Origin of the sequence: Variovorax sp. J2P1-31, assembly GCF_030317215.1 — a bacterium.
Taxonomy (GTDB): Bacteria; Pseudomonadota; Gammaproteobacteria; order Burkholderiales; family Burkholderiaceae_C; genus Variovorax.
Genome location: NZ_JASZYA010000001.1, coordinates 733,595 through 755,454 on the forward strand (window position 1 = coordinate 733,595; position 21,860 = coordinate 755,454).

At 71.1% G+C, this 21,860-nt stretch carries 25 protein-coding genes; 11 read left to right on the plus strand and 14 right to left on the minus strand.

The window, feature by feature from the left end; genetic code table 11:
* Positions 1–8: 8 nt before the first annotated feature.
* Together QTI20_RS03325 and QTI20_RS03330 are read left to right on the plus strand one after the other, a co-directional pair.
* A complete protein-coding gene (locus QTI20_RS03325) occupies positions 9–680 on the plus strand; it encodes a hypothetical protein (protein WP_286550279.1) in 672 nt (223 codons plus the stop codon).
* On the plus strand, positions 677–1,324 hold the full coding sequence (locus QTI20_RS03330; protein WP_286550278.1) for an RES family NAD+ phosphorylase: 648 nt from the start codon (positions 677–679) through the stop codon (positions 1,322–1,324). Before QTI20_RS03325 ends, QTI20_RS03330 begins: the two co-directional genes overlap by 4 nt.
* Positions 1,325–1,337: 13 nt before the next feature.
* Here QTI20_RS03330 and QTI20_RS03335 read toward each other — a convergent pair whose 3' ends face one another.
* Genes QTI20_RS03335 through QTI20_RS03345 form a run of 3 tightly spaced genes read right to left on the minus strand, consistent with a single transcriptional unit; the run spans position 1,338 to position 2,064 of the window.
* Positions 1,338–1,628, minus strand: a complete 291-nt coding sequence (locus QTI20_RS03335; protein WP_286550276.1) for a 2Fe-2S iron-sulfur cluster-binding protein — start codon at positions 1,626–1,628, stop codon at positions 1,338–1,340.
* A gap of 5 nt (positions 1,629–1,633) precedes the next feature.
* Positions 1,634–1,921, minus strand: coding sequence for a VF530 family protein (locus QTI20_RS03340; RefSeq protein ID WP_286550274.1), 288 nt, complete (start codon positions 1,919–1,921; stop codon positions 1,634–1,636).
* Positions 1,918–2,064, minus strand: coding sequence for a hypothetical protein (locus QTI20_RS03345; protein ID WP_183023275.1), 147 nt, complete (start codon positions 2,062–2,064; stop codon positions 1,918–1,920). Before QTI20_RS03345 ends, QTI20_RS03340 begins: the two co-directional genes overlap by 4 nt.
* 90 nt (positions 2,065–2,154) lie before the next feature.
* Between QTI20_RS03345 and QTI20_RS03350 the strand changes: the two genes are divergently transcribed.
* A complete protein-coding gene (locus tag QTI20_RS03350; RefSeq protein ID WP_286550271.1) occupies positions 2,155–2,670 on the plus strand; it encodes a GNAT family N-acetyltransferase in 516 nt (171 codons plus the stop codon).
* A gap of 111 nt (positions 2,671–2,781) precedes the next feature.
* On the plus strand, positions 2,782–3,684 hold the full coding sequence (locus QTI20_RS03355) for a DUF808 domain-containing protein (RefSeq protein ID WP_286550269.1): 903 nt from the start codon (positions 2,782–2,784) through the stop codon (positions 3,682–3,684).
* Here QTI20_RS03355 and QTI20_RS03360 read toward each other — a convergent pair.
* Together QTI20_RS03360 and QTI20_RS03365 are read right to left on the minus strand one after the other, a co-directional pair.
* Positions 3,681–3,899, minus strand: coding sequence for a hypothetical protein (locus QTI20_RS03360; protein WP_183023278.1), 219 nt, complete (start codon positions 3,897–3,899; stop codon positions 3,681–3,683). The two genes, QTI20_RS03355 and QTI20_RS03360, sit on opposite strands and share 4 nt — an antisense overlap.
* Before the next feature lie 34 nt (positions 3,900–3,933).
* Complete coding sequence (locus QTI20_RS03365) at positions 3,934–4,638, minus strand: riboflavin synthase subunit alpha (protein ID WP_286550268.1); 705 nt, start codon at positions 4,636–4,638, stop codon at positions 3,934–3,936.
* Positions 4,639–4,741: 103 nt separating this feature from the next.
* On the opposite strand from QTI20_RS03365, the gene QTI20_RS03370 reads away from it, so the two are divergent.
* On the plus strand, positions 4,742–5,155 hold the full coding sequence (locus tag QTI20_RS03370) for a hypothetical protein (RefSeq protein ID WP_286550266.1): 414 nt from the start codon (positions 4,742–4,744) through the stop codon (positions 5,153–5,155).
* Between the two features lie 3 nt (positions 5,156–5,158).
* Here the strand turns inward: QTI20_RS03370 and QTI20_RS03375 are convergent, their stop codons facing one another.
* Positions 5,159–6,250, minus strand: a complete 1,092-nt coding sequence (locus QTI20_RS03375) for a M14 family metallopeptidase (protein ID WP_286550264.1) — start codon at positions 6,248–6,250, stop codon at positions 5,159–5,161.
* 28 nt (positions 6,251–6,278) lie between these two features.
* The gene (locus QTI20_RS03380) at positions 6,279–7,592 is read right to left on the minus strand and encodes an MFS transporter (protein WP_286550263.1); all 1,314 of its coding nucleotides are present in this window, start codon (positions 7,590–7,592) and stop codon (positions 6,279–6,281) included.
* A gap of 111 nt (positions 7,593–7,703) precedes the next feature.
* Here QTI20_RS03380 and QTI20_RS03385 point away from each other — a divergent pair, with 111 nt between their 5' ends.
* On the plus strand, positions 7,704–8,621 hold the full coding sequence (locus QTI20_RS03385) for a LysR substrate-binding domain-containing protein (RefSeq protein ID WP_286550262.1): 918 nt from the start codon (positions 7,704–7,706) through the stop codon (positions 8,619–8,621).
* A gap of 16 nt (positions 8,622–8,637) precedes the next feature.
* Here QTI20_RS03385 and QTI20_RS03390 read toward each other — a convergent pair whose 3' ends face one another.
* From QTI20_RS03390 to QTI20_RS03400, 3 genes are all read right to left on the minus strand, one after another.
* The gene (locus QTI20_RS03390; RefSeq protein WP_286550260.1) at positions 8,638–10,341 is read right to left on the minus strand and encodes a ShlB/FhaC/HecB family hemolysin secretion/activation protein; all 1,704 of its coding nucleotides are present in this window, start codon (positions 10,339–10,341) and stop codon (positions 8,638–8,640) included.
* A 17-nt stretch (positions 10,342–10,358) separates the two neighbouring features.
* A complete protein-coding gene (locus QTI20_RS03395; RefSeq protein WP_286550258.1) occupies positions 10,359–11,651 on the minus strand; it encodes a collagen-like triple helix repeat-containing protein in 1,293 nt (430 codons plus the stop codon).
* Between the two features lie 262 nt (positions 11,652–11,913).
* A complete protein-coding gene (locus tag QTI20_RS03400) occupies positions 11,914–12,258 on the minus strand; it encodes a hypothetical protein (RefSeq protein WP_286550257.1) in 345 nt (114 codons plus the stop codon).
* 89 nt (positions 12,259–12,347) lie between these two features.
* Between QTI20_RS03400 and QTI20_RS03405 the strand changes: the two genes are divergently transcribed.
* From QTI20_RS03405 to QTI20_RS03420, 4 genes are all read left to right on the plus strand, one after another.
* Positions 12,348–13,010 carry an alpha/beta hydrolase gene (locus QTI20_RS03405; protein WP_286550256.1) on the plus strand — a complete coding sequence of 221 codons (663 nt, stop codon included), beginning with the start codon at positions 12,348–12,350 and terminating at the stop codon, positions 13,008–13,010.
* A gap of 119 nt (positions 13,011–13,129) precedes the next feature.
* A complete protein-coding gene (gene gshA / locus QTI20_RS03410) occupies positions 13,130–14,686 on the plus strand; it encodes a glutamate--cysteine ligase (protein ID WP_286550255.1) in 1,557 nt (518 codons plus the stop codon).
* A 153-nt stretch (positions 14,687–14,839) separates the two neighbouring features.
* On the plus strand, positions 14,840–15,208 hold the full coding sequence (locus QTI20_RS03415) for a response regulator (RefSeq protein WP_286551001.1): 369 nt from the start codon (positions 14,840–14,842) through the stop codon (positions 15,206–15,208).
* 87 nt (positions 15,209–15,295) lie between these two features.
* Positions 15,296–16,213: an SDR family NAD(P)-dependent oxidoreductase gene (locus tag QTI20_RS03420; protein ID WP_219211779.1), complete on the plus strand. Its 918-nt coding sequence runs from the start codon at positions 15,296–15,298 to the stop codon at positions 16,211–16,213.
* A 10-nt stretch (positions 16,214–16,223) separates the two neighbouring features.
* Here the strand turns inward: QTI20_RS03420 and QTI20_RS03425 are convergent, their stop codons facing one another.
* Positions 16,224–18,425, minus strand: a complete 2,202-nt coding sequence (locus QTI20_RS03425) for a hypothetical protein (RefSeq protein ID WP_286550253.1) — start codon at positions 18,423–18,425, stop codon at positions 16,224–16,226.
* A 170-nt stretch (positions 18,426–18,595) separates the two neighbouring features.
* On the opposite strand from QTI20_RS03425, the gene QTI20_RS03430 reads away from it, so the two are divergent.
* Positions 18,596–19,459, plus strand: coding sequence for a D-amino acid aminotransferase (locus QTI20_RS03430; RefSeq protein ID WP_286550250.1), 864 nt, complete (start codon positions 18,596–18,598; stop codon positions 19,457–19,459).
* A gap of 39 nt (positions 19,460–19,498) precedes the next feature.
* On the opposite strand, the gene QTI20_RS03435 is transcribed toward QTI20_RS03430, so the two are convergent.
* From QTI20_RS03435 to QTI20_RS03445, 3 genes are all read right to left on the minus strand, one after another.
* Complete coding sequence (locus QTI20_RS03435) at positions 19,499–19,747, minus strand: hypothetical protein (RefSeq protein WP_286550248.1); 249 nt, start codon at positions 19,745–19,747, stop codon at positions 19,499–19,501.
* A 163-nt stretch (positions 19,748–19,910) separates the two neighbouring features.
* Positions 19,911–20,522, minus strand: a complete 612-nt coding sequence (locus QTI20_RS03440) for a 2-hydroxychromene-2-carboxylate isomerase (protein ID WP_286550245.1) — start codon at positions 20,520–20,522, stop codon at positions 19,911–19,913.
* The gene (locus QTI20_RS03445; protein WP_286550243.1) at positions 20,519–21,847 is read right to left on the minus strand and encodes an MFS transporter; all 1,329 of its coding nucleotides are present in this window, start codon (positions 21,845–21,847) and stop codon (positions 20,519–20,521) included. The genes QTI20_RS03440 and QTI20_RS03445 overlap by 4 nt, the downstream gene beginning before the upstream one ends.
* Between the last annotated feature and the right edge of the window lie 13 nt (positions 21,848–21,860).

A 21,860-nucleotide genomic window follows, 5' to 3' on the forward strand; every position in this document is an offset into this window, starting at 1 on the left:
CCCACACCATGGCCAAAGCCGCATCCGCCACGCTGCAGGGCGATCTGCTCTCCGTGGAACCCTACCGCGACGCCTCGGGCCGGCGCACGCCGGGCCGGACCTTCCTGCTCGAGGTCAAGGACGCGGCCAGCTCCAGCATGTTGCTGGCCTCCCTGTCGATGCTCGACCGGCTGCTGGTCGAGAAGATGACGACCGTGCGCGAGCGGCAGATGGCGGAGGTGGTCGACTTCATGGCCGAGCGCATGCTGGTACCCAGCGCGGTCGAGCTGGACATGGCCCGGCGGCTCGCCACCCGCCACGCGCGGGTGCTCAACGAGTTCGGCCACTTCACGGCCGAGCAGCTGGCGGACGCCAACGGCTCCCAGGCCGGCAACCGCTCGGCGCTGGCCGACAACTGGCGCAAGCGCCGGCAGGTGTTCACGGTGCCGCATCCGGACAAGACGGCGCGCGAGCGCGATGTCTATCCGGCCTTCCAGTTCGAGGCCCACAAGCCCATCAAGGCGGTGCACGAGGTGCTCGAGGCCTTCGGCGCGCACAAGGCGGGCTGGAAGCTGGCGCTGTGGTTCACCTCGAACAACGGCGGCCTGCCCGGCAGCGCGCGGCCGGTCGACCTGCTGGGCACCAACCCGCAGGCCGTGGTCGCCGCCGCGCGGCGCGACGCCGAGGGGAGCGCGGCTTGAGCTGCCGCGCCCCGGCCGCTTCGCTGGACCCCCTGTTCGAAGACTGGCCCGCGGGCGACACGATCCACGTCATCCACGACACCGCCTTCGCGCCCGAGAGCTTCAACCCGGGCGCCGATGCCGCCGGCGTGCCGCGCAAGCCGACGCGCTTCGCGCCGATCCGCGACGCCAGGGGCAAGCTGGTGCCCTACCTGTACGGCGGCGCGACCCTGGATTGCGCCATCTTCGAGACGGTGTTCCACGACGTGCCCTTCGATGCGCCCGACAAGTACGTCGACCTCGACGCCTTCGCCCAGCGCGGCCACGGCCAGCTGCTGCCCCAGCGTGCGCTGCGGCTGGTCGACCTCACGAGCGAGGGGCTGCACCGCATCAAGGTGCCGAAGGAGGAACTGATCGCCAGCCCCTCGCGCGACTACCCGGCGACGGCGGCCTGGGCCCAGGCGCTGCACCATCGGTTCGCGGATGTCGACGGGCTGGTGTGGATGTCGCGCCAGCGCGACCGCGACCGCTCGGTCGTGCTCTTCGGCGACCGCGTCAAGGGCGTGCTGGCGGGCACGCGCATCGGCGGGCCGCTCGCGCGCAACGACGGCCTGCGTCAGGCGATCCTGGCGGCGGCCCTGCGCGCGGGCATCGACGCCTCCTGAACCGCGCAGGCGGTCAGGCGTCGCCGAACACCGAGAAGGCCTGCGGCACCTCGAGCGTCACGTCCGACAGCGGCTGCGCCACGCAGGGCAGGATCCAGCCTTCGGTCTTTTCCTCGGCGCTCAGGCCGGGCCAGTCGATGGTGTGGCGCACCTGGCCTTCGCGCAGCAGGCAGATGCAGGTGCGGCAGGTGCCGTTGCGGCAGGAGCTGGGCAGTTCGATGCCGGCGGCATCGGCGGCGCGCAGCAGGGTCTGCTCGGGCGCGGTCTCGAATTCGAAGCCGCCCGGCGCGATGCGCACTTTCATGGAATTCAGCGCGGCGCCGCGCCTTGCTGCTGCTGCTGCCGGCGCTGGTCGCGCAGCATGAACAGGTACAGGCTCTCGACCTTCTCGCGCGCCCAGGGCGTCTTGCGCAGGAACTTGAGGCTGGACGAGACGCTCGGGTCGCTCTCGAAGCAGCGCAGCGGGATGCGCTCGTTGAGCCCGGGCCAGCCGTACTCCGCCTGCAGCGCCCGCACGATGGCCTCGAGCGTGAGGCCGTGCAGCGGGTTGCGCGGCTGGGCCGGCGCGGGCAGCGGTGCGGCGTCGGAAGACGTCACTTGTTCTTGAGCTTGCCGCGCGGGATCACCGCGGTCGTGATGGTCCGGATCGGCTCGCCGGCGGCCGAGATGGGCTTGGGCGGCGAGGTGTCTTTCTTGGGCTTCTTGGCCTCTTTGTTGGCGCGTTGCTGACCTTTGGCCATGGTGGACTCTCCGCAGAAGAATGGTTGATATGGCGGGGAGTTTAGCGGCGCGGCGACAATAGGCGGTTCCATCGAAGAACTCTGCATTTCATGTCCCACTACGAAGTCCGCCCCGCCACGATGCGCGATGCCAAAGCCATCGCCGAAGTCCATGCCGCCGCCGCCAGGGCCGCCTACAAGGACATCCTGCCCGAAGAGGAACTGCATGCGCTCGCCCCGGCCACCCGCGAAGCCAAGTGGCGCGAAGCCATCGAGTTCGCCGAGCCCCAGGTGCAGGTCGCGGTGCTGGGCGACGAGGTCGTCGGTTTCGTCGGCTACGACCGCTCGCGCGACCCCAAGACCCCCTCGACCACCGGCGAGATCTGGGCCGTCTACGTGCTGCCCGCCCATTGGGACAAGGGCGTCGGCGTCGCGCTGTGGGACGCCGCCCGCGAAGGCCTGGAGGAAGAAGGCTGCACGGTCGTCACCATCTGGGTGCCGCTGCGCAACGAGCGCGCGATGCGCTTCCACGAACTGGCCGGCTTCAAGCGCGAGATGAAGACCGCCAAGACCACCGCGATCGGCACGGTGAAGATCGAAGAGATCCGCCTCAAGCGCGCGGTCTGACGATCCGGTCGCCGGGCCGGCGCGAGCGCGCGTAGGCCGGCGGCCTTTTCTCGCGGCCCTGTCCTGGCGGCAGGCTAAGCTCCGGCGCTTCATCCGCTCCGACCTTCCTCCATGGCCGCCAGTCTCTTTCTCCTGCTCGACGACATCGCCACGGTGCTCGACGACGTGTCCATCCTGACCAAGGTGGCGGCCAAGAAGACGGCCGGCGTGCTGGGCGACGACCTGGCGCTCAACGCGCAGCAGGTGGCCGGCGTCAAGGCCGACCGCGAACTGCCCGTGGTGTGGGCGGTGTGCAAGGGCTCCTTCGTCAACAAGGCGATCCTGGTGCCGGCCGCGCTGCTCATCGGCAGCTTCCTGCCCTGGGCCATCACGCCGCTGCTGATGGTCGGCGGCGCCTTCCTGTGTTTCGAGGGCGTCGAGAAGCTGGCCCACAAGTTCCTGCACAAGGACGACCATGCCGACGAGGCCGCAAGCCCCGCGCAGGGCACGGCCGATCCCGCGGTCGACGTGGCGGCGGCCGAGAAGGCCAAGGTCAAGGGGGCGATCCGCACCGACTTCATCCTGTCGGCCGAGATCATCGTGATCACGCTGGGCACGGTGGCGGGCCAGCCCTTCGGCACCCAGCTCAGCGTGCTGGTCGGCATCGCGCTGCTGATGACCGTCGGCGTCTACGGCCTGGTGGCGGGCATCGTCAAGCTCGACGACGCCGGCCTCTACCTGAGCCGGCGCGCGGGCGCGGCCTCGCAGGCGCTGGGCCGCGGCATCCTGGCCTTCGCGCCCTGGCTCATGCGCGCGCTGTCGGTGGCCGGCACGGCCGCCATGTTCCTGGTCGGCGGCGGCATCCTGGTGCACGGCGTGCCGGCGCTGGGCCATGCGGTCGAGGCCTGGGCCGCCGCCAACGGCACGCTGGGCACGGTCGGCAGCATGCTCGCCAACGCGGGCGTCGGCATCGTCGTTGGTGCGCTGGTGCTGGCGGTGGTCGAGGGGGCGAAGAAGGTCTTGAAGCGCGGCTAGCCGCCGCGGCCCTTGGCGCGCTGCACCAGGGCCACCACGGTGAGCGCCGCGCCCAGCACGACGGCGAACCAGCCGACCACGACGGCCCCGGCGATCATGTCGCGCGTGCCGGAGGGCGGAAGAAAATAGGGAGCGACGATCACGGCCACGCCGATCAGCAGGCAGAGGATGCCGCGCTCGACCATGCGCGGTTGACGGGAGGGTTTGGAAGCCATGGGGCGAGTGTAGGCGGCCGCGCCGCCGCGCCCATCACCGGGCCTGCTTCGGCAGTTCGAGCAGGTCCTCGAGCACCAGGCCCTTTTCCTTCAGGATGGCCTCGAGCAGCGGCTGCAGCTTGCCCAGGCTTTCCTGCACCGCTTCGCGCACCGTGTCGACCACCACCTGCGTGCCGCGCTCGATCTCGATGTTGAGGCGGTCGCCGGCCTGCTTCTGCTCGAACACTGTCATGCGGCGCGTCTCGGGGATCAGCCAGACCTCGAACCAGCCCTCGGCGCGGTTCACCTCGGCCACCGTCAGGCTGGCGCCGTTGATCGCGATGTAGCCCTTGGCGAAGACGTACTTGCGGAAGTCGCTCGGGATCGCGACACGCATCACGCGGTTGGTGTCGGAGCTCCGCACCGCTTCGATGGCCGCGGAAAAGTCGATGTGGCCCGACAGCGGATGGCCGCCGATCTCGGCGCCGTCCTTGGCGGCCCGCTCGACGTTGACGACGGCACCGACCGCGTAGGCGCTCAGCGTGGTCACGTTGAGGCTCTGGAGGATCACGTCGAAGGAGGCGCTGTCGGCCGACAGCAGCTCGGTCACCGTGAGGCAGACCCCGTCGACCGAGACGCTGGCGCCGATCGCCAGGTCGGTGCAGAAGCCCGGCGGGAACGCGAGCGTGAAGGTGCGCATGCCCTCGTGGTCGAGGATGCGCGTGAGGGTGGCGGTGCCTTGGATGATGCCGGTGAACATGGGTCTGGGAATGCGGGGGTCAAAGACCACAGCGTAGCCGTGCGCGCGGCATGGGCCTGGACGGCGCCGATTTCCCCTTGCGCGGCAGGCGAGAATCACCGGCATGACACGTGCCGACCCGACCCCGATCCCACGCCTGCGGCGGCTGCTGCCGGTCCTCGCGCTGACGCTGGCCTGGGCCGGCGCCGCGGCCCAGTCGGATCCCGCGCAGTACCCGGTGGCCGCGACGGCTTTCCTCGACGAGGAACTGCCCAAGATGGCGACCGCAGTGGCCGAACGCGACCGCGATTACTTCGAGGCCGCCATGGGCCGCATCGTCGCGTTCTCCGAGGACTGGGGCTTCAAGTCGCACGCCAATCCGGCGCTGGCCGGCTACCGGATGTGCACCGATGCGGTGTCCGACTTCGTGATCGTCGGGCTTTGCAAGCTGATGCCCAACGGCAGCGAATGCGAGCCCGGGCTGGCGCCGCGCTTCGAGGCCAACCGGCAGCAGTGCCGGCAGGCCGCGCGCCGCTGAGTCTCAGGCCTTCTGCAGGCCCTGCAGGCTCTGCAGCATGACCGCGCGGGCCTGGCCCAGCACCATGCCCTTCCACTCGTCGTTGTCGCAGTAGAAGGCGTCGCGCACCTCGCGCCGGATCGCGCGCTGCTGCGCTTCGGGCGCCTCGGGATGGCGGCGCAGCCAGGTGTCGGCGCGCAGCCGGTCCAGCACCTCCAGGTCGGGCAGGGTGCCGAATTCCAGGCCCATCAGCGCGGTGTCGGCCTGCGGGCATTCGTCGTAGACGATCGAGACCACCGGGCCGGTCACGTCGGCCGAGGCCGAGGTGCCGTCGAAGGGCGCGAACACGTCGGCGCCCCACCAGGCCAGCGCCCGCGGCAGGCCGGCCGGACGGCCCGGGTAGATCTTCTCGCCGTGGCCGTAGGGGCCCAGGCCGGTGTGCACGTCGATCCAGGCGATGTGCTTGGCCGCGGCGCCGTGCTTGCGCAGGATCGCGCGCATGGTGCGGTTGCTCCACGAGGGGCCGGTGCCGCCGTAGAACACGCCGTCGGGCGAGGTGTACTGGCCGGTGGTCACCGCGGCGCGGTAGGCGCGCATGCCGTGCTTCTCGATGTAGGCGGCGACGGCGGCCTCGTCGGCCGCGGTCGGCGGCCATTGGGCCGGCAGGATCAGCGGCTCGACCTCGGCATAGGCCGCGTTCACCGGCAGCGGCTGCGTGAAGTCGATGTGGTTGCGGTTGAGGTCGATGTTGTCCTCGTTGGTGCGGTGCAGGTGCGAGAAGCCGTGCGGGTTGACCGCATGCACCAGCAGCAGCGCCACGCCGGCGCGTTCGAGCCGGCCCAGCAGGTCGGTGTCGTGCAGCATCGCGACCTGGCAGCCCGAGCCGCAGAAGCCCTCGGGGCCGTGCGTGCCGGAGCTCACCAGCAGCAGCTTCTCGGCGTTGGGCGCGCCGATGTAGGCGGTGTCGGTGGACAGCGTCTCGCCCAGGGCGCCGGTGTGGCCCTCGAGCGGGAAGGATTCGACCGCCGCCTGGCGTTCGGCCGCGGCCTCGAGAAACTTGCGGCGCGCCTCGACATAGGTGCCGGAGAAATGACGGGTGGCTTGGGTGCTGTGCATGGGGTGTGTCCTTGTTCTGAAGAGGCGATCAGGCGGCCGCGGGGCGCGTCGCCTTGTCGATGTCCTGGCCGGTGTGGTCCTTGAGGCTGTACAGGCCGATCAGCGAGACCAGCGTCATGGCGAGCAGGTACCAGGCCGGCGCCAGCTTGTTGCCGGTGGCGTTGAGCAGCCAGGTGCTGATGAAGGGGGAGAAGCCGCCGAACAGCGCCACGCCCACGCTGTAGACCAGCGACATGCCGCTGGCGCGCACATGCTTGGGGAACATCTCGGGCAGCATCGTGATGCCGGGCACGCTCTGGATCACCAGCGTGATGCTCAGCAGCCCGACCACGGTGAACAGCACGGCCGGCGTGGGCGAGGCGTTGAGCCAGTAGAAGCCGGGGTAGATCATCACGGCCAGCGCGATGCGGCTCCAGAGGATCAGCGGCTTGCGCCCGACCTTGTCGGCCCACAGGCCCACGAAGGGCGCGCAGGCGAAGGACAGCAGCCCGGTGATCGCCGCGCCGAACAGCGCGACCGGCGGCGCCATGCCGAGCTCGCGGATCGCATAGGTCGGCATGTAGAAGCTCACGACGTAGGCCGCCGCGGTGCCGCCGACCATGGTCAGCACGGCGTTGAGCACGGTGCGGCCGTGCAGGCGGCAGACTTCGCTGAGGCTGCTCTCGCGCTTCGTGCCGGCGGGCGGCGGCGGCGCGACCTCCAGCGATTCCTCGAGGTGGCGGCGGATGTACATGCCGACCGGCGCGATCGCCAGGCCGATCACGAAGGGCACGCGCCAGCCCCAGCTCTCCATCGCCTGCGGCGTGAGCGTGAAGGACAGCAGGCCCACCACCACCGCGCCCAGCAGGATGCCCAGGCCCTGGCTCGCGAACTGCCAGCTCGCCATGTAGCCGCGGTTCTGCGGCGTGGCGTGCTCGACCAGCAGCGTGGTGGAGGCGCCGACTTCACCGCCGGCCGAGAAGCCCTGGATCAGCCGGGCCAGCACGATCAGCAGCGGCGCGGCCACGCCGATCTGGGCGTAGGTGGGCGCGGCCGCGATCAGCAGGCAACCCAGCGCCATCAGGAAGATGGTCAGCGTCATGGCCTTCTTTCGCCCGGCGCGGTCCGCATAGGCGCCGATCACGATGCCGCCCAGCGGCCGCATGATGAAGCCGACGCCGAAGCTGGCCACCGTCAGCAGCAGCTGGCCATAGGCGTTGAAGGTCGGGAAGAAGAGCTTGCCGATGGTCAGGGCCAGGAAGCCGTAGACCGTGAAGTCGAAGAATTCGAGCGCGTTGCCGATGGTGGTCGCAACGATCGTCTTGCGACGGCCGGGCCGTGTGTGTGCGGGCGAGGAAGGCATTGGACTCCGAGTGTTGTTTGGCGCGGATGCTAGAGAGCACGGGCGCTCATGAAAAGACAATAATCGGGGCAAGACGATAACTTTTCGTTGTCATTGCCGGACATCCTCCCCTTGAAACCCAACCAGCTTCATGCCTTCGTGGCCGTGGTCGAGCAGATGAGCATCCGCGGCGCGGCCCGCGTGCTGGGCCTGTCGCAGCCGGCCGTGACCAAGATCGTGCGCGAGCTCGAGCGCGAGGTCGGCGCGCCGCTGGTCGAGCGCAGCGTGAAGGGCGTGCGGCTCACGCAGTTCGGCGAGGCCTTCGCCCCGCGCGCGCGGCTGCTGCTGGCCGACATGCGCCGCGCGCGCGACGAGATCGCGCAGATCCGCGACGGCGCGACCGGCACGGTGGCGGTGGCGGTCAGCACCTCCTTCGCGCTGACCGTGCTGCCGGCGGCCTTCAAGACCTTCCACGAACAGCTGCCGGCGGTCGAGGTGCGCTTCAGCGAGGCGGTGCTGCCCTCGATGCTCGACGGCCTGCGCGACGGCCGCCTCGACTTCGCGGTGGCCCACGTGGTGCCGGGCACGCTCGATCCGCAGTTCGAGAGCTTCGAGCTGTTCGCGGTGCGGCTGTTCGTGGGCGCGCGCAAGCGCCATCCGCTGCGCCATGCGCGCACGCTCAAGGAACTGCACGACGCCGAATGGGTGCTGCCGGGCGATGGCGATGTGGGCCGCAATTCGGTGCTGCCCCTGTTCACCCCGCATGGGCTGGAGGCGCCGAGGCGGGTGATCCAGGGCCAGTCGGTGACCGTCGCGCTGGCGCTGGTCGGCCACATGGACCTGGTGGGCCTGTTCGTCGAGCCGCTGGCGCAACTGGCCTTCTCGCAGCACGGCATCCGCCGGATCGAGGTCGAGGACACCTTGCCCACGCTGCGCGTGTGCGTGCTGCAGCGCCGGGGGCGGGCGCAGACCCCCGCGGCCCAGTGCTTCGTGGAATGCATCGCGCAGGCGGCGGCGGCGCTCGACCTCCGGCCTACCGAAGCGCCTTGAACCGGGCGGTGCGGCCTCAGGGCGCCGCGAGCTGGTAGCTGAGCTGCACGCTCAGGCGCAGCTTGCGTTCGGGGTTGTCCACGGCCGGGTCGCCGGTGGGCTTGGCGACCGCGAGGTCGAGGTTGTAGTGCTTCGCATCGGTGAGCCGCACGCCGAGCGCCACCGAGCGCAGGCTCCGGGGCACGGGCTGGCCGAGCTTCGTCGACACGTGCGCGGCCTCGAGCAGCAGGTAGGGCTCGACCTGCCGCAGCCAGACCATGTCGAGCGGGAAGGCGCGGTTGAGTTCGGCCGACAGGCCCCAGCCCGAATCGCCCGCGCCGTCGCCCGCCGCATAGCCGCGGCCGAAGCGCGCGCCGCCGAAGGCGATGCGTTCCGAGGCGGCCAGCGAATCCGGGCTGTACTGGGCGCCCAGGCCGAAGGCCGTGCCCCAGCGGTTGGCGAAGCGGTCGCGCTGGCTGGCGTCGAGCGTGAGCCGGGTGAAGTCGAGCTTGCTGCTGCCCGGGCCCGACAGGCCCGGCGTGTTGCTGCGCAGTTCGCTCGAGGCGCCCAGGCCGTCGATGCCGCGGGCCAGCAGCAGGCTGGCGCTGCGGCTGCGCTCGGGTTGCGCGTCGGCGTAGGCCAGCTGGGCGAACAGGGCGCGCACGCGGCTCTGGTCGATGAGCCGCAGGCCGGTGGCGGGCACGCGGTAGTCGTCGGTGTTGTCGACGCCGTAGAAGCCGCCGTTGAGGGTGAGGCTGCTGCGCGCGCTGAGCAGCAGCGGGTAGCTGGCCGACAGCTCGACGCGGCGGTTGGTGTTGTAGCGCTCGAGCGGCGCGCCCTCCTGGGCCCGCTTGTCGGGGTAGCCGTTGTAGGCGGTGACCTGGGCCTTGAGCGCCAGGCCGTCGGTGCCCACCAGCTGGGTGTAGCCCAGCGAGAGCAGCTTCTCGCGCCGCAGGTCGCCCAGCAGGGTCGAGGCGCTGATCTGGCTGCCGGGCAGCAGCGGGTCGTTCCACACGCCGCTCAACACGGCGCGCGAGGTCGGCTGGCGCAGGTCGGCGCCCACCGAGACGTTGTAGGGTTCGCGCCGGACCTTGAGCACCAGCGCGGTGGCGCCATCGGTGCTGCCGGGCATCGAGGCCTCGGCGCTCACCTGCAGCCCCGGCAGCCTGGCCAGCAGCTGCGTGACGCGCTCGAAGGTCGCGATGCGCAGCGGCCGTTCGCGGGTCAGGTGCTCGGCCATGGCGCGCAGCTTGGGCGTGGCCGGGCCGGCATCGCCCTCGATGCGCACGCTGGCGATGTAGCCCTCGACCGCCACGATGCGGACCACGCCGCCCTCGAAACGCTGGTCGGGCACGTAGACGAAGGACAGCGGCAGGCCGCTGTCCTTGTAGAGGGTGCTGAGTTCGCCCGCGATGGCGACCAGCTGGCCCACCGTCGTCGGGCGACCCACCAGCGGCGTGAAGCGGCGCGCCACGTCGGCGAAGGCCAGCGCGTCGACACCCTCGATGTCGAAGCGCGTGGGCGTCAGCGCCCGGTCGAGCGCGCTGCCGCTGGGCCCGGCCGGCGCGCGCAACTCCACCTGCGGCGCGATGGCGGCCGGCTGCGGGATGGGCGCCGGCGCGGGCAGCTGGCTCAGCGGGTTGCCGGCCGAGGGCGTCTGCGCATGGAGCAAAGGCGCCGCACCGGCCAGCGCGAGGGCCAGGCCGGCCAGGCCGGTCCTGGCGACGGGGGGAGGGCGCATCCGCATCCGCATCCGCCTCAGTTCTTCTTCAGGCCCAGGCCGCCGACGACGCCGGCCACGCCGCCCGTCACGTTCTGCACCACGCCGCCCACGCCGCCGCCGGCGGAAGCCGTCGTGCTGCCGCCGGTCAGCGGTGCCGTGACCGCGCCGGTCAGGGGCGCGACCGCCGCCAGCACGGGCGCGGTGAGCGGTGCCGTGGTCTGCAGCACCGGCGCCGTCAGCGGGGCGGCCGCCTGCAGCACCGGGGTGGTGAGCGGAGCGACGGCATTGAGGGGGGCGCTCACGCCCAGCCCGGCGCCCGCGCCCACACCCGCGGAAACCCCGCCGCCGTTGCTGGCCAGCGCCACACCGCCGCCCAGGCCCACGCCTGCGGTCAGGCCGCCCAGGCCGCCCAGGCCGGTGCCCGCGCCGTTGCCCGCGGTCACCAGGCCGCCGGCCGAGCCCACCGTGCCGCCCAGCGGCTGCGTGACCGCCGCCAGCGGGGTGCCCGCGCCGGCCTGCTGCACGCCGGTGCCCACCTGGTTCGCCAGGCCGGCCACGGGCTGGCCCAGGCCGGTGCCGTCGCCGACCTTCTGGGTCAGCGTGACCAGCTTGTCGTCGATGCGGTCCACCGCCTGCGTGGCGCCGCCGGTGACCTTGCGCACCGCGCCATTGTTGGTCACGCCGGCCAGCGGGGTCGCCAGGCCGCTGACGCCGTCGCCGACCTTGTCGACCAGGCCGCCGGCCGCGTTGGTGACGGGCTGCAGCGGGGTGGTCTTGCCGATGCTGCTGACCAGCTCGCCGGCGCTCGACACCGTCTTGCCGGTGTTGTCGACCACCAGCGGCAGGCCGCCCAGCGTGTTGCCCAGCGCATCCTTGCCGGTGCCCAGCTGGCCCAGGCCGCCGCTGACCGCGGTGCCGGCGCTGCCGACCGTGTTGCCGGCATTGGCCAGCACGCCGGCCGCCGGCGTGGTCTGGCCCAGGCCCGAGACCACGGTGCCCGCGCCGGTCACGGTCTGGCCGACGCCGCCGATCACCTGGCCGGTGGGCGAGGACGCGACGCCGCCGCCGCCATTGCCGCCGCCCCCGCCGCCGTTGTTGTTGCCGCCGCCGCCGTTGCCGCCGCCCGCACCGCCGCCGCCGGCGTTGGCGCTGTCACCGCCGCCGCTGCCGGCACCACCGGCACCGCCGGGCTGAGCGGAGCCGGACGTGCCGCCGGCATCGAAACCCGCGCGGCCGCTGGAAGAGCAGCCACCGAGCAGGGCCAGCGCCGCGGCCACCGCCGCAACGCCCACGAGCGATTGGAATCGCGGTTGGAAAGAAACAGTCATGTGTGACTCCTGAAGTGGACGTGAAACCGGCCTGCCGCGGACTGCGCGGCGAAGGCGCCTGGACGTGTGCCAGGGCCCCTCCGGGAGCAGCTCGGCACACAGGCTTCACTGTGCGCCGGTGCGTCTGCCGTGTGACATTCAAGAGCAACTTGTGACTGTTTGTAGACAGTTTTTTCCGTGAAGGAAAGCACAGAGCGCGGGACAGTTGCCGAGGGTTAGAACCAAGGATTTACAGGCCTGTCCGGGCCGCCGCATCGGGGGCTCAGCGCGTGCCGGTGCCGTCGCGCAACCGCTGCGCCACGGCCTCCACATCGCGTCGCTTGCGCACCGCGGCCAGCAGCGGCGGCGCGCCGTCGGCGCAGGCCGCCACGGCGGTCGCCTTCTTCGGGCACAGGCCCAGGCAGCCGCACTCGACCACGCGCCAGCGCAGCGGCGCATGGCCCACGGCCTTGCGCAGTTCACCCCGCAGTTCCTTGGCCGTGTAGCGGGTCGGGCCGCTGCTGCGCCGCTGGCAATCGCCGCAGACCGTCAGCAGGCCGCCGAACTTGGGCTTGACGAAGGGCTCGGCGTCGGCGACGGGAGGCTGGATGGAGGGTGCATCGGACATGGCGGCTTTCGGGGTTCATCGGGTGTGCGAACAGGGTAGGCCGCCGGCGTGCGCTATCGTGTCGGCCTGTCACTCATTCCGTCACCGTCATGTCGCTCGCGCCCATCGAAATCGAAACCGCCCCCGAACCCACCGCCACCGTCATCGTGATGCACGGGCTGGGCGCCGACGGCAACGACTTCGTGCCGATCGCGCGCGAGCTCGACCTGTCGGCCCTGGGCCCGGTGCGCTTCGTGTTCCCCAATGCGCCGGTGATGCCGGTGACCATCAACGGCGGCTATCCGATGCCCGCCTGGTACGACATCTTCCAGCCCGACCTGGTGCGCCGCGAGGACGAGCCCGGCCTGCGCCGCTCGCGCGACAGCATCGAGGCGCTGATCGCCCAGGAGAAGGCGCGCGGCATCCCCGCCAGCCGGATCGTGCTGGCTGGCTTCTCCCAGGGCTGCGCGATGGCGCTCATGACCGGCCTGCGCCACGGCGAGCGCCTGGCCGGCATCGTCGGCCTCTCGGGCTACCTGCCGCTGGCCTCGACGCTGGCCGCCGAACGCGCGCCGGCCAACCAGCACACGCCGGTGTTCCTGGCGCACGGCACGCAGGACGGCGTGGTGGTGCTGCCGCGGGCGGCCGAGACGCGCGAGGCGCTCAAGGACCTGGGTTACACGGTGGAATGGCATGACTATCCGATGGCGCACTCGGTCTGCATGGAAGAGATCGCCGATCTCAACGCTTTCCTGCTGCGCGTGCTGGCCTAGCAAAAAAAGCGGGATCGCGGGTTGCCACGGCCGAATGCCCGGCGGATTCCCCGCGCGAGCAGCCTGTACCGAGAAGTGCTACCTTCCAGCCCCACCAAAGACGGACGAGTGATAAGAACATGAGCAAATTGCAGGAGCGACTGGACGCGCTCTCGCCCGCGCGGCTCAAGGGCATGCGGCGCGGCATCGAGAAGGAGAGCCTGCGTGCGCGGGCGGATGGCCAGCTGGCGCTCACGCCGCATCCGTCGGCGCTGGGCTCGGCGCTCACGCATCCGCACATCACCACCGACTTCAGCGAATCGCAGCTGGAGCTGATCACCGGCGTGCACGCCGGCGTCGAGGCGGCGCTGGAGGAACTCACGCAGGTGCACCAGTTCACCTACCGCGTGCTCAACGAGCTGGGCGACGAGCGCATGTGGGTGTCGAGCATGCCCTGCGGCCTGCCGACCGACGAGACCATCCCGATCGGCCGCTACGGCAGCTCGAACGTGGGCCGCGCCAAGAGCGTCTACCGCATGGGCCTGGGCCACCGCTACGGCCGGCGCATGCAGACCATCTCCGGCATCCACTACAACTGGTCGCTGCCCGAGGTGTCGAGCGAGCAGTACTTCGGCCTGATCCGCAACTTCCGCCGCCACGCCTTCCTGCTGCTGTACCTGTTCGGCGCCTCGCCGGCGCTGTGTTCGACCTTCGTCGCCAACCGGCCGCACGAGCTCAAGCCGCTGGGCGAGGGCAGCATGCACATGCCCTTCGGCACCTCGCTGCGCATGGGCCGGCTGGGCTACCAGAGCGAGGCGCAGGCCTCGCTGAAGGTCAGCTACAACAGCCTCGAGGGCTACGGCGCCTCGCTGCAGGACGCGCTCACGCGGCCCTGGCCGGCCTACGAGGCCATCGGCATCCAGAACCCCGGCGGCGACTACAACCAGCTGGGCACCACGCTGCTGCAGATCGAGAACGAGTTCTACGGCACGATCCGGCCCAAGCGCGTGATCTACCCGGGCGAGCGCCCGCTGCATGCGCTGCGCGAGCGCGGCGTCGAGTACGTCGAGGTGCGGCTGATGGACCTCGACCCCTTCGTGCCGGTCGGCATCACGGCCCAGACCATCCGCTTCCTCGATGTGTTCCTGCTGCACTGCCTGCTGTCGGACAGCCCCGACGACACGCCGCAGGAAATCACCGAGCTCGCCCACAACCAGCACCTGACGGCGGCCCGCGGCCGCGAGCCCGGCCTGCAGCTGCTGCGTGGCGGCCAGGAGGTGGCGCTGACCGAATGGGGCGCGGAGCTGGTGGCGCAGTGCGCGCCCATCGCCGCGGCGCTCGACGCGGCGCACGGCGGTTCGGCCTATGCCGAGGCGGTGCACGCGGCCCTCAACGGCCTGCGCGATCCGCACAGCCTGCCCTCGGCGCGGGTGCTCGCGGCCATGGCGGCCGAGCACGGCAACTCCTTCACCTCCTTCGTGCGGGCGCAGTCCGAAGCCACGCGCCAGACGCTGCTCACGCAGCCCTTCTCGCCGGAGGACCAGGCACGCTTCGCGCAGGAGAGCGCCGACTCGATCGGCGCGCAGAAGGACATCGAGGCGGCCGACACCATGCCCTTCGAGGTCTACCGGCAGCAGTATGTGTCGCCGGCGCGACTGGGCCTGGGCGAACGCGCGCGCAGCACGGCCACGGCCTGAAAGCCGACCCGGCCCGGGCCGGGGGCGCACGGCCTCCGTAGGCATCGGACTACCCGCATTGGCCGGCATGGCTCACCGCCCGGAGCCGATGCGGCGCGATCATGGGTCTCAGAGATTCTTCTGAGCCGCAGCCTTCCAGTGACCTACCCCCTCATGCCCTTCAAGACCTACCTGGTCGAAGACAACCCAGTGATCCGCGAGAATCTCGTGGGTTTTCTGGAGGACATCGCCGATACCACGGTGGTGGCGCACGCCAGCACCGAGCGGGAAGCGGTGAGCTGGCTGCGCAGCCACCGCGACGGGTGGGATGTCGCGATCGTCGACCTGTTCCTGGAAGAGGGCAACGGCTTCGGCGTGGTCGATGCCTGCCGCGGCCGTGCGTCGCACCAGAAGGTGGTGGTGCTGAGCAACTATGCCACCGCCGACATGCGCGAGCGATCGCGCCGGCTCGGCGCCGACGCCTTCTTCGACAAGTCCGCCGAGATCGACCAGCTGGTGGCCTACTGCGCCGCCGTGCGCTGAGCCCCTGCCTGTCCCGTCCGTGCTGCCCATGGCTTCGGGCTTGAGGTACAACCTCGGCTCCGAAGAATTCATGAAGCAGGCAAAGAGATGAACAGTTCGATCGACTTCAAGGGCCGCGTCGCCATCGTCACCGGCGCGGGTGGCGGCCTGGGGCGCCAGCACGCACTGGCCCTGGCGGCGCGCGGCGCCAAGGTGCTGGTCAATGACCTGGGCGGTGCGCGCGACGGCTCGGGCGGCTCGGTGAGCGCGGCGCAGGCCGTGGTCGACGAGATCGTGGCCGCGGGCGGCGAGGCCCTCGCCAACGGCGCCTCCGTCACCGACTACGAAGCGGTGCAGGCCATGGTGCAACAGGCCATCGACGCCTGGGGCCGGGTCGACGTGCTGGTCAACAACGCCGGCATCCTGCGCGACAAGAGCTTCGCCAAGATGGAACTGGCCGACTTCAAGCTGGTGGTCGACGTGCACCTGATGGGCGCGGTCCACTGCACCAAGGCGGTCTGGCCGCACATGACGGCGCAGAAGTACGGCCGCATCGTGATGACGACCTCGTCGTCCGGCCTCTACGGCAACTTCGGCCAGAGCAACTACGGCGCGGCCAAGATGGCGCTGGTCGGCCTGATGCAGACCCTGAGCATCGAAGGCGCGAAGAGCGACATCCGCGTCAACTGCCTGGCCCCCACCGCGGCCACCCGCATGACCGAGGACCTGATGCCGCAGGCCGTGCTCGACGCGCTGCAGCCCGAGGCGGTGGTGCCCGCGATGCTGGTGCTGGCCGCGCAGGACGCGCCCAACCGCACGGTGCTGTGCGCGGGCGCCGGCGGCTTCGAGGCGGCCCACATCACGCTCACGCAGGGCGTGTTCGTCGCGCCGGGCGCCGATGCGCCCGAGCAGCTCGCGGCGCGGCTGGCCGAAGTGACGGCACGCGAAGGCGAGCAGGTGCCGCAGAGCGGTGCCGCCCAGGGCACGCTGGAGATCGAGAAGGCGACGCGGGCCGCGGCCCGCTGATCGCGCTGCGTCAGGCGCCCGGCGCCGCGGGCGCCGACACCGCGCTCGGATTGCGCTGCAGGGCCGGCGGCAGTTCGCCGTCGAGCCAGTCCATGCGCCAGGCCAGCACCAGCAGCGCGCAGACCGCGACCACCGTCGCCACCGCACCGGTCATCCGGTGCCGTTCGGCATAGGGGTCGCGCAGCACGCGGTTGGCATGGGGCGGCAGGTGCGCGGTCTGCGACAGCGAGCCGCCCAGCCGCACATTCACATGCATGCGGCCGTTGATGGCCCAGCCGCTGGCGTCCAGGATCGGGCCCAGGCTGCGCTGGCGCAGCTTGAGCCAGGCGATCAGCATGCTCGGTCCCGAGATCGCGAGCACCAGGCCCAGCACCGCGATCGGGATCCACTGGCCCAGGTCGACGAACTTGCTGAACACCGCGACCAGCACCGCGCTGATGCTGCCCAAGGCCACGCCGATGGCGGCCACCGTGCCCACGTCGACGCGGCCCGGCAGTTTGATCGGATCGGCCGGCTTGGCGCCCGCGGCCAGGCTCTTGTCGGCGGTGGTGAGCGTCGAGGCCAGCGAGCCGAGCGAGCCCTGCGCCACCGTGTCGCTGGCCGCCGCGCGCTTGGCCACCTGCTCCTCGATCATGCGCAGGAACTTCTTGTAGGGCGAGAAGAAGGCCTGCGCCACGCTGGTCGGGTTCTCGATCACCTTGGTGATGGTGGCGTCCCAGTCGCGGCCCTGGCGGTCGTAGAACACGCCGTTGCGGCCGACGAACAGGAAGTCGGTGTCGCCGGCCGTGAAGGCCGAGACCACGGTCATCTTCTCGCCCTTGCGCGTGCACACGCAGTAGGCCAGGCAGGCCTTGGCCAGGCCGGCCAGCGGCGCATGCTTGGCCGCGTCGGCCACGGCCACGCTGAGGTCGCAGCTGCGGCCGTCGAGGTAGAGCCGCCCGGCCTGGAAGATCGCGCCTTCGCGGCGGTAGAAGTCCTTGAAGGCGACGAAGTTGTTGACCAACGTGAGCAGGTCGCGCTGGAAGCGCAGCAGCTTCTCGAGCTCGGCGATGCGCGCGTTGTGCGGCTCGACACGCTCGTCGTCCTCGATCAGCTGCATCAGCGGGGCCTGCAGCGCCAGGCTGTCGGCCAGTTCGACGGCACTCAAGGCACCGAGCTGCGTGGCGGGACGCGCCGCGAGCCAGCGCTGGCAGGATGCGAGCCTTTGCTGCAGCGCGCGCCAGTCCGCTTCGGCGAGTTCCTGCGGATCGGCGGCCTCCGCGCCCGGCAGCAGGGGCAGCGCGTCGCGCCGCAGCGTGCGCAGGGCTTCGGCCCAGGCCGGGTTCACGCCGCGCAGCAGCGGCAGCGTGCGGCCCGGCGCGATGGGCGCGAGCGGCAGGCGCGCGATGCTGTCCGACTGCATGTGCAGGTCGGCCTGCGCGGCCAGCGCCTCGTAGTCCTCGACCGAGGGGTTGAGGGCCTTCAACGCGCGCGGATCGAAGGCCGCGACGCGGCAGCGCGCGAAGAAGTCGTCGACCTTCTCGCGCACCGCGCCCACGGCCTGCGCCGCGGCCAGCATCGCGGCCCCGTCGGCGCCGCCCTCGCTGCCCTGGCCGGCCTGCCAGTCGTGCAGCGCCTTGGCTTCGGCGAAGAAGGTCTCGGCCTTCTTGCGGTCCACGCCGTCCAGGCCCTTGCGGTCGCGCGCGGCGCCGTGGGTCTTCATGATGCGGCGCAGAAGGGTCTGCAGCGCCTCGTCGTCGGTGCTCTCGGGCGGCACCACGCCATCGCCGTTGAAGCGCATCGCGGCCAGCAGCTCGCTGCGGTCGGTCACGTCGGCCAGCGAGAGCCGGTCGGCGCCTTCCTTGCCGCGCAGCTGCAGGATGCGCCGGGCTTCCTCGGCCAGCGGCACCGCATCGCCCTCGGCATCGGCGATGGCGTCGAGCGCGAGCGTGTCGCCGCCCTGCATCAGCACGTCCGGGTCCTTCAGATGCCTGCAGGCCCATTCGCAGGCGGCGATCAGTTCGGGCGGGCGGATGCGGCCGTCGCCGTCGGTGTCGATCAGCGCCAGCGTGCGCGGATCGATCTCGATGCCGCTGGCGGGGCAGGCCAGCGCGACCCAGAGCTTCTGGTCGAGCTGGCCGATGCGCGCGATGTCGGTGCCGTTGCGTATCAGGACCTGGTCCACGCCGCCGGCGCGGAAGAACTGCCAAGTGTGTGCTTCGTCAGGAACCATCGATCGGGACGCTTTCTTTCTTCGGTGCAGGGGAGGCTGCAAGTGTCGCTGCGTGCCGCGAGGGTTCGCGTAGGCGAGAGGGCCGCCTCGGGGTGCGCGCTGCTCTGGCAGGCCGCCGGCACTGCGGCGACAATGGCCGCGACCCCTTCACTCTCCGCCTTCCGTCTCGCATGTCCGCTCTTCCCGACACCCTGTGCTATCTCAACGGCGCGTACGCGCCCGTCGCCGAGGCGAAGGTTTCCGTGCTCGACCGCGGCTTCATCTTCGGCGACGGCATCTACGAGGTGGTGCCGGTCTACGGCCGCAAGCTGTTCCGTTTCGCGCAGCACATGGCGCGCCTCGAACGCAGCCTGGCGAGCGTGCGCATTCCGCAGCCGCTCACCGCCGACGAATGGCTGGCGCGCTGCCGCCACCTGATCGCGGCCCATGCGGCCGACGACCAGATGGTCTACATCCAGGTCACGCGCGGCGTGGCGCCGCGCGACCACGCGATGCCGGCCGGGATCGTGCCCACGGTCTTCATGATGTCCAACGCGATGAAGGCGCCGAGCGCCGCGACGCTCAAGGCCGGCGTGGCCTGCGTCACGGCGCGCGACTTCCGCTGGGAGCGGGCCGACATCAAGAGCACCTCGCTGCTGGGCAACGTGCTGGCGCGGCAGATCTCGGTCGATGCGGACGCGGCCGAGACCGTGCTGCTGCGCGACGGCCTGCTGACCGAAGCCTCGTCGTCCAACGTCTGGGTGGTGAAGGGCGGCGTGGTGCACGGCGCGCCCAAGAGCGTGCATGTGCTCGAGGGCATCCGCTACGAGCTGATCCGCGAACTCTGCGAGGCCGAGGGCATCGTGTTCGACCTGCGGCCGATCTCCGAGGCCGAGGTGCGCGAGGCCGACGAGCTGCTGCTGAGTTCGGCCAGCAAGGAGGTGCTGCCGGTCACGTCCCTGGACGGTCGACCGATCGGCCACGGTGCACCGGGCCCGGTGTTCGCGCGGCTGCATGCGGCTTACCAGCAGGCGAAAGCGGCGCAATCGATCTAGGACCCGCCTGGACCTGGCACGGGCGCGGCTCCTCTTGCGCTATCGCGCGGCACCGCCTTCGTCGCGCCGCCAGAAGCGCCACTGCAGTTGGCGCTTCTGCCGGCTTTCGAGCGAGCGCATGTCGAGGGTGTCGAAGACGGGAAAGCGCGCGCCTTTGCGCCGGCGCAATTCGCTCTCGAGTTCGTGCGCGATGCCGCGCGCGCCGAGATCGCCATGCAGCGCTCGGCTGCGCCACTCCGTCGCGAGTCGGTTGAGTTCCGGGTCGGGCAGGTGGGCGGGCTCGATCATGGGAGGATTCTGCAATTGCGCCGGCAGCTCGCGGCGCACAGTCGCTGCCGTCCTACGAGCGAATGGGGAAAAACTGCCGGGCCTCGCCATGTTCCGCGGGCCCGCCAGACGCGGAACACCGCGGCGGGCCACAAGCGCATTCGCGCCCGACCGTTGCCGCCCTTCAGTCGCGCAGGCGGCTGGCCTGAACCGCCTCTTCCAGGAAGTCGAGCCGGTCCTGGCCCCAGAAGAGCTCGCCCTGCCACACGTACGTGGGCGAGCCGAACACGCCGGCGCGCACCGCGTCGTCGGTGTGGCGCTGGTAGGTCGCCGCCATCTCCGCGCTCTCGGCCCGGTGCAGCAGGTCGTCCGCGGGCAGGCCCTGCGCGAGCAGGATGCGCCGCAATGTCGCGGGATCGGAGATGTCTTCGTCGTCGCACCACTCGGCCTGCAGGATCGCCTTGCAGAGCCGGGCCACCGGCGTTCCGCCCTGGTCGGCCGCGATCACGAGGCGCGAGGCCAGCCCCGCATCGGGGCACATGAAGCGGGGCGTGGGGTTCACGTGGATGCCGAGCCGCCGGCACCAGCGCCGCAGCTCCGCCACCCGGTAGGCCTGGCGCTCGGGCGCGCGCTGGCCCAGCAGCACGCCGCCGGTGCGCGCATAGACCGCCGGCAGGTCGACCGGCAGGTAGCGCACCGCGACGCCCTGGCGCGCGGCCAGCGCTTCGAGCCGGTCGGCGCCGAGGTAGGCCCAGTCCGAGTTCAGCCAGAGGTAGCAGTCGATGGCCGGGCTCATGGATGGCTCGCTTTCGGGTTGTGCGGCCGCAGGGGCAGGGTGTCGAACCTGGTGTCGCCATGCATCTTCCAGGCGCTGAAGCAGGCGATCGCGCCCAGCAGGCTCAGGTACCAGACCACGTACTGCGGGTCGCCGTTGCCCTTGCCCAGCAGCCAGATCGCGACGATGGGCGCCAGGCCGCCGCCGATCGCGCCCGAGACCTGCACCGCCAGCGAGATGCCGGTGTAGCGCACCTCGGCCGGGAACTGGCCCGAGAACAGGCTGCCTTCGGGCCCGTAGAGCAGGGCGTAGACCAGGCCGATGGACACCACCAATGCGGCGTTGACCCAGAAGGTCTCGCGCGTATGCAGGAAGTGGAAGAACAGCGGCGCGCAGGCCACGATGCCGAGGGTGCCGAGCATGAAGACCCACTTGTGGCCGATCTTGTCGCCCAGCCAGCCCGCGAGCGGCATCGACACCAGGGCCGCGGTGGCGCCCCAGATGGTGGCGTCGAGCATCACGCTGCGCGCGATGCCCAGCGTGCCGGTCGCATAGGCCAGCGCGAAGGTGACGGTGGTGTAGAACCAGGTCACTTCGGCCAGGCGCGCGCCGACCACGGTCAGGGTCTCGCGCGGGTAGTTCTTCAGCACCTCGACCACCGGCAGCTTGACCTTGCGGCCCTTGTCCTCCATGCCCTTGAAGTCGGGCGACTCGGCCACCTTCACGCGGATGAACCAGCCGACGGCCAGCAGCAGCACGCTGGCCAGGAAGGGAATGCGCCAGCCCCAGGACAGCATGTCGGCCTCGGGCAGCTTGGCGACCGCGCCCATCGCGAGCGAGGACAGGATCAGGCCCGGCGCCACGCCGACCTGCGGCAGGCTGCCGAAGAAGCCCTTCTTGCCGGCGGGCGCGTGCTCGACGGCCATCAGCACCGCGCCGCCCCATTCGCCGCCCACCGCGATGCCCTGCAGGAAGCGCATCGCCACCAGCAGCACGGCGGCCCAGTAGCCGATCTGCTCGTAGGAGGGGATCAGCCCGATCAGGATGGTGGGCACGCCCATCAGCAGCAGCGTGATGAGCAGCATCGACTTGCGGCCCACCTTGTCGCCGAAGTGGCCGAAGACGATGCCGCCCAGCGGCCGCGCGAAGAAGCCCACCGAGTAGGTGGCGAATGCGGCCATGGTGCCGACGACGGGGTCGAAGGCGGGGAAGAAGATCTTGTTGAAGATCAGCGCGGCGGCGGTGCCGTAGAGGAAGAAGTCGTACCACTCGATGGTGGTGCCCATCATGCTGGCCAGGCCGGCGGTGACGTGGCTGCGGCCGGTGGCCGGGGGTTGCGTGTTCATGGCGTCGGCCTCT

What these genes read in the sequence shown, in the direction of transcription:
- QTI20_RS03325 (WP_286550279.1), top strand. Translation starts at nt 9, where the DNA reads ATGGCCAAAGCCGCATCCGCCACGCTGCAGGGCGATCTGCTCTCCGTG.
- QTI20_RS03395 (WP_286550258.1), bottom strand. Translation starts at nt 11,651, where the DNA reads ATGACTGTTTCTTTCCAACCGCGATTCCAATCGCTCGTGGGCGTTGCG.
- QTI20_RS03345 (WP_183023275.1), bottom strand. Translation starts at nt 2,064, where the DNA reads ATGGCCAAAGGTCAGCAACGCGCCAACAAAGAGGCCAAGAAGCCCAAG.
- QTI20_RS03430 (WP_286550250.1), top strand. Translation starts at nt 18,596, where the DNA reads ATGTCCGCTCTTCCCGACACCCTGTGCTATCTCAACGGCGCGTACGCG.
- QTI20_RS03370 (WP_286550266.1), top strand. Translation starts at nt 4,742, where the DNA reads ATGACACGTGCCGACCCGACCCCGATCCCACGCCTGCGGCGGCTGCTG.
- QTI20_RS03425 (WP_286550253.1), bottom strand. Translation starts at nt 18,425, where the DNA reads ATGGTTCCTGACGAAGCACACACTTGGCAGTTCTTCCGCGCCGGCGGC.
- gshA (WP_286550255.1), top strand. Translation starts at nt 13,130, where the DNA reads ATGAGCAAATTGCAGGAGCGACTGGACGCGCTCTCGCCCGCGCGGCTC.
- QTI20_RS03365 (WP_286550268.1), bottom strand. Translation starts at nt 4,638, where the DNA reads ATGTTCACCGGCATCATCCAAGGCACCGCCACCCTCACGCGCATCCTC.
- QTI20_RS03415 (WP_286551001.1), top strand. Translation starts at nt 14,840, where the DNA reads ATGCCCTTCAAGACCTACCTGGTCGAAGACAACCCAGTGATCCGCGAG.
- QTI20_RS03400 (WP_286550257.1), bottom strand. Translation starts at nt 12,258, where the DNA reads ATGTCCGATGCACCCTCCATCCAGCCTCCCGTCGCCGACGCCGAGCCC.
- QTI20_RS03440 (WP_286550245.1), bottom strand. Translation starts at nt 20,522, where the DNA reads ATGAGCCCGGCCATCGACTGCTACCTCTGGCTGAACTCGGACTGGGCC.
- QTI20_RS03405 (WP_286550256.1), top strand. Translation starts at nt 12,348, where the DNA reads ATGTCGCTCGCGCCCATCGAAATCGAAACCGCCCCCGAACCCACCGCC.
- QTI20_RS03420 (WP_219211779.1), top strand. Translation starts at nt 15,296, where the DNA reads ATGAACAGTTCGATCGACTTCAAGGGCCGCGTCGCCATCGTCACCGGC.
- QTI20_RS03375 (WP_286550264.1), bottom strand. Translation starts at nt 6,250, where the DNA reads ATGCACAGCACCCAAGCCACCCGTCATTTCTCCGGCACCTATGTCGAG.
- QTI20_RS03350 (WP_286550271.1), top strand. Translation starts at nt 2,155, where the DNA reads ATGTCCCACTACGAAGTCCGCCCCGCCACGATGCGCGATGCCAAAGCC.
- QTI20_RS03355 (WP_286550269.1), top strand. Translation starts at nt 2,782, where the DNA reads ATGGCCGCCAGTCTCTTTCTCCTGCTCGACGACATCGCCACGGTGCTC.
- QTI20_RS03380 (WP_286550263.1), bottom strand. Translation starts at nt 7,592, where the DNA reads ATGCCTTCCTCGCCCGCACACACACGGCCCGGCCGTCGCAAGACGATC.
- QTI20_RS03390 (WP_286550260.1), bottom strand. Translation starts at nt 10,341, where the DNA reads ATGCGCCCTCCCCCCGTCGCCAGGACCGGCCTGGCCGGCCTGGCCCTC.
- QTI20_RS03435 (WP_286550248.1), bottom strand. Translation starts at nt 19,747, where the DNA reads ATGATCGAGCCCGCCCACCTGCCCGACCCGGAACTCAACCGACTCGCG.
- QTI20_RS03445 (WP_286550243.1), bottom strand. Translation starts at nt 21,847, where the DNA reads ATGAACACGCAACCCCCGGCCACCGGCCGCAGCCACGTCACCGCCGGC.
- QTI20_RS03360 (WP_183023278.1), bottom strand. Translation starts at nt 3,899, where the DNA reads ATGGCTTCCAAACCCTCCCGTCAACCGCGCATGGTCGAGCGCGGCATC.
- QTI20_RS03335 (WP_286550276.1), bottom strand. Translation starts at nt 1,628, where the DNA reads ATGAAAGTGCGCATCGCGCCGGGCGGCTTCGAATTCGAGACCGCGCCC.